Raw genomic sequence first — 10,215 nt, forward strand, 5'->3', positions numbered from 1 at the left:
CACCACCCCCACCACCGTGACCCAGTTGCGCCCCTCATCGAACGAGATGCGCCGCCCCTGCGGCTCCCCGCCCGCGAGATAGGTGCGCGCGAAGGCCTGGTTCACCACGACGACGGGAGCTGTGTCCGGACGGTCTCCAGGCTCGAAGAGACGCCCCTTCAGCAGGGGCACTCCGAGGGCGTGAAAGTAGCCACTGGTCGCGCTGCGCAGGTCCGCTCGCGGACGCACCTGTCCGGCGGAGACCTCCTCGCCCTCTACCTGCAACGCCATCGTCCACGGCTCGCTGCCTCCGAGCGGGAGCTCGTTGGCGAGGCCAACCACCGTCACACCCGGCAGCCCCTCCAGGCGTGGCACCAACTGCTCGGCGAAGGCACGGACCTTGTCATCCTCCCGATAGCGGTCCCACCCGAGGTCCACCCGCGCGGTGAGCACGTTCTCCGGGTCGAACCCCGGGTCCACCCGATGCAGCCTCACCATGCTGCGCAACATCAACCCCGCGCCCACCAACAGCACGCAAGAGAGGGCCACCTGCGAGACGATGAAGAAACCTCGCAACCGCGGGCTCACCCGTGAACCACTGGAACCGTTCTTGGCCACCGCGCCGAACAGCGTGCGGGCGGGAAGCGCCGGCAGCAGCGAGAGCACCAGCCCCGTGCCGAGCGACAACCCCAGGTTGATGAGGAGCATGGGCGCGCCCACCTCCACTTCGACGGCGCGGGACGTGTAGCGAGCGACGAACGCCACCAGCAGCTCCATCCCGGCGACGGCCACCACGAGCCCGAGCAGTCCGCCCAGGAACGACAGCAACAGATGCTCCGTCAGCAACTGCCTCGCGAGCCGACCCTGGCCCGCGCCCACGGCGACCCGAACCGCGAGCTCATGTTCGCGGCGCGCCAGCCGAGCCAGCGTGAGGTTGGCCACGTTGGCGCAGACGATGAGCAGCAGGAAGACAGCGGTGACGAACAGGAGCAGCAGCGTGGGACGCGCACGGGCCACGAGCCTGTCCTGGATGCGTGAAGCGGTGGCGGTGAATCCCTGGGCCTCTGGATAGGCCTCGGGCCAGGCCTGATGAAGGCTCGCGGCGGCCCTCTCCAGTTCGGCGCGTGCCTCCACAATCGACACGCCGGGCGCCAGCCTCCCGAGGACGGTGAGCCCCCGGCTGGTGCGGGCATGCGCCCAGTGCTCACCCGAGCGGAACGGACATGCGGAGACGGGCATGTACACGTCGTTCTCCCCCGGGTACTGGGGCACGGGTGGCAGCACACCGATGACCGTGTGCGTGCGCCCGTTCATGGTGAAGGTCTTTCCGACGATGGTCGGGTCCCCACCGAGCTCGCGCTGCCAGTACGCATGGCTGAGGATGAGCACGGGCGCGGCGCCAGGCTTCTCCTCGTCGGGCAGGAACGTGCGACCGAGCAGTGGGCGGACGCCCAGCGTGTCGAAGAAACCGGAGGACACCACGGCCGTCTGCACCCGCCGTGGCTCACCCTGCCCCACGATGTTGAACGGCATGGAGTGGTACTCCACCAGCCGCTGGATGCCCGTGAGGCGCTGCCGGTAGTCCTCCAGCTCGAGCGGCGAGAAGCCCGCGCTCTCGCCTCCCTGCCGCGCCACCGGCTGCTCCAGGTGCACCAACCGCTCTCCGTCCGGATACGGAAGCGGCCTCAGCAGCACGCCATGGATGACGCTGAAGATGGCGGTGTTCGCGCCAATGCCCAGCGCCAGCGTCACCAGGATGGCCACGGTGAAGCCCGGGCTGCGGACGAGGATGCGCGTGCCGTAGCGAAGGTCCTGCCAGAGGGATTCGAGCACCACCTGCCTCCTGTTCCGGGCAGTACCCGGACCACGGGGTGGTCTCCTCTCACTGAAGTGCGCGAGCAGCGACCACCGAAGGCTCAGGGATAGGCGGACGCCCGGACCGGGACAATGACGTTGTCCCGACGATTCCGGACGTCCACCCTCGAGCCCGCCTGCTCAGTGCCGAGCGGCGCGGGCGTCACGGCCCCGGGCGCGCGCGGCCTTGGAGAGCGCGTTGGCGCCCTGCTCGTCGCCGCGCATCCACTCCTTCATCGCCGGCACCACCTGCTTGCTCCAGGTCTTCCCTACGCGAATCTTGAGGAAGTCGCCCACCAGCGCGTCGATCATCGCGGAGAGCTGCTCGGTGAGGAACAGCCGCTCGTTGAGCTGGTCGTCCTCTTCCTCGCTCATCAGCGCGGGCAGCTTCGCGGCGCGAACGTCGAGGAACTCGGAGTCGAGCGTGGCCTCGTACTCCTTCTCGCCATGCGTGAAGCGGATGCGCGCCTGGGCCACCAGGAGGCCCTTGTCCAACGCGTGCTTCACCTGCTCCGAGTACGGCGCCAGCGTGCCCTTCGCGCTCAACTCCGTCACGTCGCCAGCCACGCCGCGCAGGGTGATGCGGCCCATGAAGAGCACGTTGACTCCCGTGCCCTCCAGCTCCACCAGCGCGTCGCCCGTCTCCGAGCGCCACAGCATCCACGTCAAGAGCTCTCGGCCCAGGTATGCGCGGCCTCGCAGGAGCTGCTCGCGCGCCTGCCCTCGCTCCACCTCGGCGACGTCCTTGGTCTCCTCGGTGGCGGCGCCATCGACGCCCACATCACCTCGCGCGAAGGCGGCATCCGCCCGCGCCTGCTCACGCTTCGCCATGTGCCACCTCCGCCGACGTCGCCGGCAGGTCCATTCCAATCAGCTCCGCCGTGGGCCCCAGCGCGTTCTCGTCGATTCCCGACGTCTGGGCGATGGCGGCCGGCGTCAAGCCCACGAGCTTCAGGCCCAGCGCGTTCTCCAGCGCGATGAGGATCTCCTCCACCACCTTGCGCGACGCGGCCCAGATTTGAAGCTGCTGCGTCTTCTGGTTCCAGCTCACGTCCAGCACGTTGGTGCGCGGCGTGGCGCGCGTGCGGAGCATCTGCTTGATCTGCGCCTTGGCCTGCGTCTTCTCGCCACGGCTGGGCGGGCGGTCATTCTCCGCCTCGAAGTTCGTTGACCACTTCGCCAGCTCCTCCTTCATCGCCGACGCGGGGACCTTCAGCGAGTCGATGCGGAAGGAGAAGAGGACATACTCTCCGTAAAAGACGCGGCCGACGGAGAAGTCGACGGCGTCCGCGTTCTCCAGCTCGACGAAGCCGGCCGCGCGGTCATCCTCGGAGCGACGGTCGATGGGCTCGAACGCGTGCGCCTTGAGACCACGGGTCAGCCAGCGCTTGATGTCGGAAGGCGCTTCCTTGGCGGGTTCGACCCGGAAGCGCGAGAAGGTGACGGCACCACGAAGGACAGGCATGGGGCGCGGCAGGATGGGGGGCCCGAGCCAAGGCGTCAAGGCACTCTTGGTGCTGCCCGCCGATCGACGGCGGCGGACGTTACAGGGCCCAGGGTCCTTGTTGCCTCCGGGGGAAATTTCGCAGGAGCCCATCCGCCACCACCTCCTGGGAATCCTTCGGGAAGCCGAGCAAGCGTTCACCGCCGCACTCCAACCGGAGCGAGTCCACCAGGGGCATCGGTTGTCTCCCCACGTACTCCTGCTCGATGCGGACCACCTGCGCACGGCTCCAGCGCCGGCTGGCGGTGACAGCCAGCACGCGGCCCAGGGATGAATCGAACTCCGCCTCCGGCAACCACCGCAGCAGCTCCACCAGTCGGTCCGCGTCGAACGCGGGAAGGGACGTCGTCCTGCCAGTGATGGCACCCAGCGACTGGGGACCCTGCCCCGCGGAGATGAAGGACAGGTGCTCGAGGCCGAGGACACAATGTCCCGGCGCGCCCTCGAGCCTCGCGGGAAAGAGGGCTCTTGATTCCAACCGCCTGCCCGAGCGGAGCGCGTCGCGCAGGCGAGGCCAGCGCACCAGTTCCACCAACGCCGCGATGTTCACGGCGTCGACGCTCCGCCGAGCGATCACGCCCCAATCCTCGCCCGCGCGAACCTCCCGCGTGTTCGCGTCGAGCCGGAGACCCTCCGCGGGAAGGTCATCCAGGCGCACGCTTCGGGGCTCACCAAACGAGGAGCGCCAGATCAACCGCTCGTTGGAGAGCCGCACTTGTCCCGAGCCCGGCACCCACCCGCGCCAGGATGCGTACGGCCCGAACAGGGCCGCCATGCGGCCAGAGTCCCTCTGAGCGACCTCCAGGTGGCGACTCCAACGCGCATCCGTCTCGAATACGAGCACCTCGCGAGAATCCAACTCCCAGCTCGCGGACTGACGCGCCAGCACCTCCAGTCTCGTCAGCGTCTCTTCGAGAGACCCATGCCCCGGCGACACACCCAGCGCCTCCAGCCTGCGCCGCGCGAGGGCCAGGAGCCGCTCACGCCGCGCCGACAACTCCCGCGCCATTCGCAGCACGGGAATCGTCGCGGGCCATGCGTCCAGTTCCGCGCGGCGATGGACTCGCTCCAGCGCCTCCGTCAGCGCAGCCGCCCCTTCCACGAGCTCAGGCACCCACTCAGGGCTTCGTGTCAGCGCGCGCCGCCACCCCCAGCCCGACAGCAGCAGCTCCAACTCCGCATGGGAACGCCGGGCCGCTGCGAGGACCTCGGCGCGGCCCTCCAACTGGCGCTCGGCATCGGACGCCTGGAGGGTATTGGCCGGAACATGCGTGTGCGCGGGCTCGGACATCTCCGTGACAAGAATAGGCCAAGGTTCGCGATTCACGCTCGGGTTGGAGAAGTGGGACACGGGTGCGCTGATGAAGGGACGGGGCTCGCTCCTGGCGACCCTGGCGGGCACGGGCGCGGGCGTGCTGGGGTTCTTCGCCCGGGATGGAGCCGACCTCTTCGGAATCATCTCCATCCTGGCCCTCCCACCCCTCGGCGCCGTGATGGGTTATGAACTCTCCCGCTCGGAGCCGCCCATGGTGTCTCGCCTATCCCAGACACGCGGTCTGGGTGCGCCGATGCCCACGTTCACCTTCGGAGTGACACCGCACGGCGGACGGATGGGTGGCGTCGCCGGCCAGCTCTAGCCGAGACATGACCTCCGACGCCTTGCCTGGGCCACCTGGCTTTCAGCTATCGTGGGGTTGCCAGTCATGCGCGGACCCGGGCCACTCGCGCATGTCATTCCTGGCGACTCCCACATCCCACCCTGAAGTGAAGTGCCCGGCCGGGCGCACGAGCTTCGGGTGCCTGTCATGACCGCTCGTCTCTCGACGCTGTTCGTCGTCGCGTTGCTGTCCTTCCCCGTCCTCGCCCAGGAGGGACTCAGCCCCCCTCCCCTCACCTCGGCGACCGAAGACACCCCGAGCGGAGTGGAGGGTTCCTCCGCGCCCATCGATACCCGCGTCCGACTCGCGGGGACGCTCCTGGGCGGCGCCGCGGGCACCGCCGCTGGCGGAACCATCGGAGGACTCTTCTCCATGGGCAGGCTCACGAGCTGCGGCTCCTTTCCGGGCACCATCCACTGCGGACAGAGCCTGATTCCCATCTACATCGGCATGTCTGCCGGCTCGGGCGTGGGGGTCTTCGCCACGGGCCGGGCCCTCGGGAGCAACGGCAATTTCGCGCTCAGCGTGCTGGGTGGAGGGCTCGGCACGGTGGTCGTGGCCCTGATGACGGGAACCAACGCGCCGGGCGAACCGTTCGTGACCGAGGGAGGCACCCACATCGCGCTCAGCCTGCTGATTCCCACCGCGGGCGCGCTCCTGCTCAACGAGCTGTCACACCGATTCAGCGGGGGTGGGTTCTCCGCGCGAAGCCAGCATCGAGATGAGGGAGTCCTGCTCGCCCCCACCGTGGGCGCGTCGAGGGCTGGCGGTTTCGCGGGACTCGTCGGCCGGTTCTGATTCGACCCACTCCCTCAGAAAAACGTGGCGTCGCGGCACGAGCCGTCACCGCCAGTCGGCTGATGGCGCGACGTCGATGAGCGCGCCCTCGAAAGGCTAGAGTCAGCCCAGGGGCCGCATCCATCAACCGTCAATCCGAGGGGGATTGTCTTGTCATTGATTCCAACTCAAGTTCCAAGATGCCTGGCTTTCGTCGTCATGCTGGCCCTGCTGACCACGAGCGCCCGGGCAGCGTCCACGAAGCCCGCGTCACCGCCCCTGATTCTCGGCATCAACCAGTCCCGTTCCGTCGTGCCATCACGAGGCACCGCCTACCTGGGCGTGACGGCACGTGATCCCCAGGGCAGTGCGCTCACCTTCACCTGGACCGCCACCACGGGAGCCCTCGATGCCCCGGTTCACGGCGTGGACATCAGCGAAGTCACGTGGACCGCTCCGGACTGCATCATCCCCGGCACCTCTCCCGTGAAGGTCACCGTCACCAACGCACACGGCCTCTCCGCCGAAGTGGACTTCTCCTTCCACGTGGGGCCCACCCTCTACGAGAACCAACAGGCCCCGTTCGCGACAGGCCAGTTCGAGCGGCCCCTGAACATGGTCCTCACGTCGAACGGGGCGCTCCAGTACCCAAACCCATACCCCGAGCCGTTCGCACTGAGCGCCGAGAACATCGTCTTCCCCACGGAGCACGACGTCTCGCTCACGTTCCTGAGCCAGACCTCCGTGGCATCTCATTCGATGGGGTGGCTGTACTACGACGACGTTGTCGCCCGAGGCTATGTCGATACGAAGGGCACTCCTGACTCCTCCGACGACACCCTGGTGGACACCAACGGCAACGGCATCACGGACTTCCACGAGGACCTCTACAACCTCGCCCCATTCAACGGCTCCCAGGCGCGCCCCTACGTTGGCAAGGCGCGCCGCTGCCTCCAGACGTTCTACTCGGGTGGCTTCAACTACGGCGTGCCGGACCTCGCGCTGAACGCGAGTTGCTCCACGGCCTTCTCGCGGCTCACCCTGGACGATGCCCGGCCGGGACGGACGTCGGAGCGCATCCCGGTGGATGTCGTCGGCGCCCTCCTCTCCTCCAACGTCCCCAACGGCGCATTCTCCGATGGAGGACTCTTTCCGCGCATTCCCAACCTGCTCGAGCCCGCCGCGCCCGAGAACGGAAACAAGGGACTGGGGAATCTGCCCTTTCTGCTCACCGACGACGACTCCAACTTCACCACCTTCAAGCGGCTCGCTCCCGTCAACGACAGCGACGATTGGTCCGAAGGCATCCCCGACTACGACGTCTCCGCATACACGCCCTCGGGCTTGCGCCGGGCCACCAATCCGGACCCTGGAATCACTTCGTTCGACCGCACGGTGAAGCTGGGACTCGTCCAGGGTGGCCGGGAGCTCGTCTTCTTCCTCATCGCCTACTACGACCCCACCCATCTTCCGAACGACGACGGCACGGTGTACCCGTGTCTCAAGAAGGCCGTGGATGGCCGATGCACACTGCACCTGAGGTCCCCCACGTCCGTCTTCTTCTCGAAGTCACGCTGGAATCTGGACCAGGACTCCGTGGGCACCACTCCCGTGGCCGAGCACAACATGGGCTGCATTGCGGACGAGCGATGCACCCCCCAGGACCCCAACAACTACTCCTGCGCACTGGGCGGGTCGAGTCAGCGGCTCTGCGGCTGGCTGGACGATTCGGCCTACTACCGGCTCCGGACACCTGGCTATGGAAACATCGTCCTGCCCAAGGAGCGCAGCGGCGTGCTCGCCGCGAGCCACGGCAGCATGCCGCACCTGGAAATTGGGACGGCGACCACGCTTCCTGGAACGTGGCTCCTCGGCTTCGAGGACCTCAATGGAGGAGGCGACCGGAACTTCAACAACGTGACGTTCCTCCTCAAGGCGAGCTCCACGACAGGGCTCGTGCGCTCCCATGTCCTCAGCGACAACGCGCTTGGCCACTGCGCCATCTCTCGCGTGCGCATCGAAAAGGCGGACGGGAATCTACAGAGTTGCCAGACGGCGCCGACGGGCACCGAGTTCTCCTATGCCATCGCCACCGACTGCAAGGTGTGCACGGGAGTCTTCTGCCAGCGAAACCCCTCGCCCTCGTGGATGCCGGTTCCCTTCGCCGAGGGACAGTCCTCAACCATCCTGGACCTCTCGCCGTCCTCGGGGGACCAGCTCTGCTGGAAGGCCACCGTGCGCAGCCTGGATCCGACGTGCCGGCCGGAGCTCTTCCACATGAACATCGGCTACGAGCTGAACTTCGTGCCCTGAGTCCAGCTCTCGCGAAACACTGACATGAGGCGACGAGTCCCTGCGTACCGGGACTCGTCGTCCATCAAGGCTTCGATTCCGCCACGGAGGAGCCCGCGGGCTTCACTGCGGAATAGACGCCGTCGTTGAGCTGATAGCGCGTCTGCTCCTTCGTCGTCTGCTCCTTGCCGGTCTCCTCATCCACGTCATCCACCGTGGTCCGCACCACCGTGGCCTGCTTCTTCCCGGCATGGAAGGAGACCTTGAACTTGGAGCTGTTCGGAGGGTCCGACAGGCCGACCAGGCCCAGCGCCACCTTCGCCTTGCCCAGCACGCCCTTCTTCTTCCCCTGCCCCGTGTAGCTCACGTACGTGGTGCTGAAGTCGGCGCACGCCTCCGGCATCGAATCCACCTGCAACAGGACGACGCCCGCCTTCTTCGCGGGGACGAGCTTCACCTCCGCCCGGCCTCCACTCACGCTGAGGTAGCCCTCGCCCGAGGGCGAGACGTCCACGCTGCTCACCCGTCGCGGCGGCTTCACGTTCGGCTCCAGGACGCGGACGCGAATCTTGAAGTCTCCACTCATCACCACCGTGGCGACCTCCTTCTCCCCGTCCCCGTCGAAGTCCTCCTCGAAGCGGAACGGCGTCAGCGTGTTGCCGAAGAGCCAGCCCTTGGAGACCACGTCGTCCGCGGCATCGGCCGTGCCCTTCGCGTCCACGTACTCCACCGAGTACCAGTGGTTGACGTACTCCCCCACCTTCAGACGCTCCTTGCCCTTCTCCAATACCCGCACGGCCGCGCCCAGGGGCAGCGTGGCGACCACCGCGCCTTCAGCCGAGGCGGTCTGCCGGAGGTTCGCTTCATCCACGCCCACGTAGAGGGGCTCCTTCATTTCGGAAGGCTCCCACTCCGTGAAGGAGTAGCTCTCCAGGGTGCGCTGCTCGCCCTCCTCCACCGTCGCGGCGGTGTAGTGGATGTCGGGCACGGGCGTCTGCGACAGGAGCAGCGACAGCATCAAGCCGGGCGTCATCGGAAACCATCCATCCAGGGCAAGAATGAGCAGGGCCCTTTCTGCGACAACCCGCGCCTCCGAATCAAGGCATCCCCCCGATTCCCAATTCCTCGCATTCGCCTGGGGCACATCCGCCCCCATCCCACGGAGCCTGAGCGGCGGGGTCGCATACCGGACGGCCGGGGTGGCCTGCCGCCCTCGCTTCGACACCGCGTCGCATGACACCCACGTCCGCGAAGCGTTAGCGTGGCGCGGGTGATCAGCCGCGCCCTGCCCCTCTCCCTGTTGCTGGCCTCCTCCCTGCTGTCCGGCTGTCGCCATGCACAGCACCCCGAAGCGCGCACCGTGGGCTCGGTGGCGAGCAGCCTCTTCGCCACCCTGGAGGACGAGGGTGCGCTCGCGAGCGCCTTCGTGCTGGACGCTCGAACCGGTGAGCCGCTGTACGCGCACCGTGAGCACGTCCGCCTGCTGCCCGCGTCCACCATGAAGGTCGTCTCCACCGCGTCGGTGCTCTCCGCGCTCGGGGCGGACTTCCGCTTCCAGACGCCGGTGACGCTGGAGGGCACGCTGACAAACGGGCTCTACCTCGGAGACCTCGTGGTGGACCCGTCGGGCGACCCGTCACTGGGCTCGTGGCGCTTTCCGGAGACGGCGCTGGCCTGCGAGCAGGTCGCGGACGCGCTCCAGGCGCGCGGTGTCCAGCAGTGGCGCGGACAGGTGCGCGTGCGCGGGACCGACGACGTGGAGGCCGCCTTCGGTCCGGGCTGGGCCTGGGACGACGCCGCCTATGCGTACAGCGCCGCGCCCACGCCCTTCGTCTTCCGGGAGAACGTGGTGGACCTCGCGCTGTCTCGCGCGGACGGCGCCGACTGCGCGCTGCCTCCCACCGTGCAGCTCACCCCCGCCTTCGCCACCCTCTCCGCCATCGTCCGCGTGGACGCGAACGCGGAGCGCGCCAACCTCTCCTGCACGCGCCAGCGCGGCGCCCCGGGCGTGCGCTGTGTGTGGCGCTCTCCCGTCAACCAGTGCCCCCGCTCCGCCGCCGTGAGGCTCTCCGTGGACGAGCCCCAGATCCTCTTCTCCGCCTGCGTGGAGGAGGCCCTGCTCAAGCGCGGCATCCCCCGGCTCCCCGCCAC

9 protein-coding genes are annotated in these 10,215 nt (G+C 68.0%); 4 read left to right on the plus strand and 5 right to left on the minus strand.

The window, feature by feature from the left end:
* The 4 genes from HUW62_RS42400 to HUW62_RS42415 all read right to left on the minus strand — a co-directional run.
* Window positions 1-1,812 (minus strand): ABC transporter permease (locus HUW62_RS42400; protein ID WP_176437675.1); only part of this gene is annotated, 1,812 nt, incomplete at its 3' end.
* A 162-nt stretch (window positions 1,813-1,974) separates the two neighbouring features.
* Window positions 1,975-2,664, minus strand: coding sequence for a hypothetical protein (locus HUW62_RS42405; protein WP_163869361.1), 690 nt, complete (start codon window positions 2,662-2,664; stop codon window positions 1,975-1,977).
* A complete protein-coding gene (gene rdgC, locus HUW62_RS42410) occupies window positions 2,651-3,298 on the minus strand; it encodes a recombination-associated protein RdgC (RefSeq protein ID WP_176437676.1) in 648 nt (215 codons plus the stop codon). Before rdgC ends, HUW62_RS42405 begins: the two co-directional genes overlap by 14 nt.
* A 79-nt stretch (window positions 3,299-3,377) precedes the next feature.
* Window positions 3,378-4,628, minus strand: a complete 1,251-nt coding sequence (locus tag HUW62_RS42415; protein ID WP_176437677.1) for a hypothetical protein — start codon at window positions 4,626-4,628, stop codon at window positions 3,378-3,380.
* Window positions 4,629-4,632: 4 nt separating this feature from the next.
* Here HUW62_RS42415 and HUW62_RS42420 point away from each other — a divergent pair, with 4 nt between their 5' ends.
* The 3 genes from HUW62_RS42420 (at window position 4,633) to HUW62_RS42430 (ending at window position 8,085) form a co-directional block, all read left to right on the plus strand.
* Entirely contained in the window at window positions 4,633-4,974 is a 342-nt protein-coding gene (locus tag HUW62_RS42420) for a hypothetical protein (RefSeq protein WP_176437678.1), read from the plus strand.
* 168 nt (window positions 4,975-5,142) lie between these two features.
* Window positions 5,143-5,793 carry a hypothetical protein gene (locus HUW62_RS42425; RefSeq protein ID WP_163869364.1) on the plus strand — a complete coding sequence of 217 codons (651 nt, stop codon included), beginning with the start codon at window positions 5,143-5,145 and terminating at the stop codon, window positions 5,791-5,793.
* Window positions 5,794-5,991: 198 nt separating this feature from the next.
* A complete protein-coding gene (locus tag HUW62_RS42430; protein WP_176437679.1) occupies window positions 5,992-8,085 on the plus strand; it encodes a DUF4114 domain-containing protein in 2,094 nt (697 codons plus the stop codon).
* A gap of 64 nt (window positions 8,086-8,149) precedes the next feature.
* On the opposite strand, the gene HUW62_RS42435 is transcribed toward HUW62_RS42430, so the two are convergent.
* Window positions 8,150-9,097 carry an SH3 domain-containing protein gene (locus tag HUW62_RS42435; protein WP_163869366.1) on the minus strand — a complete coding sequence of 316 codons (948 nt, stop codon included), beginning with the start codon at window positions 9,095-9,097 and terminating at the stop codon, window positions 8,150-8,152.
* Window positions 9,098-9,325: 228 nt separating this feature from the next.
* Between HUW62_RS42435 and HUW62_RS42440 the strand changes: the two genes are divergently transcribed.
* Window positions 9,326-10,215: D-alanyl-D-alanine carboxypeptidase (locus HUW62_RS42440; protein ID WP_176437680.1), on the plus strand; the 890-nt coding region annotated here is incomplete at its 3' end.

It is taken from the genome of Myxococcus sp. AM011, assembly GCF_013372595.1.
Lineage (GTDB): Bacteria > Myxococcota > Myxococcia > Myxococcales > Myxococcaceae > Myxococcus > Myxococcus eversor.

What these genes read in the sequence shown, in the direction of transcription:
- HUW62_RS42405 (WP_163869361.1), bottom strand. Translation starts at nt 2,664, where the DNA reads ATGGCGAAGCGTGAGCAGGCGCGGGCGGATGCCGCCTTCGCGCGAGGT.
- rdgC (WP_176437676.1), bottom strand. Translation starts at nt 3,298, where the DNA reads ATGCCTGTCCTTCGTGGTGCCGTCACCTTCTCGCGCTTCCGGGTCGAA.
- HUW62_RS42415 (WP_176437677.1), bottom strand. Translation starts at nt 4,628, where the DNA reads ATGTCCGAGCCCGCGCACACGCATGTTCCGGCCAATACCCTCCAGGCG.
- HUW62_RS42425 (WP_163869364.1), top strand. Translation starts at nt 5,143, where the DNA reads ATGACCGCTCGTCTCTCGACGCTGTTCGTCGTCGCGTTGCTGTCCTTC.
- HUW62_RS42430 (WP_176437679.1), top strand. Translation starts at nt 5,992, where the DNA reads ATGCTGGCCCTGCTGACCACGAGCGCCCGGGCAGCGTCCACGAAGCCC.
- HUW62_RS42435 (WP_163869366.1), bottom strand. Translation starts at nt 9,097, where the DNA reads ATGACGCCCGGCTTGATGCTGTCGCTGCTCCTGTCGCAGACGCCCGTG.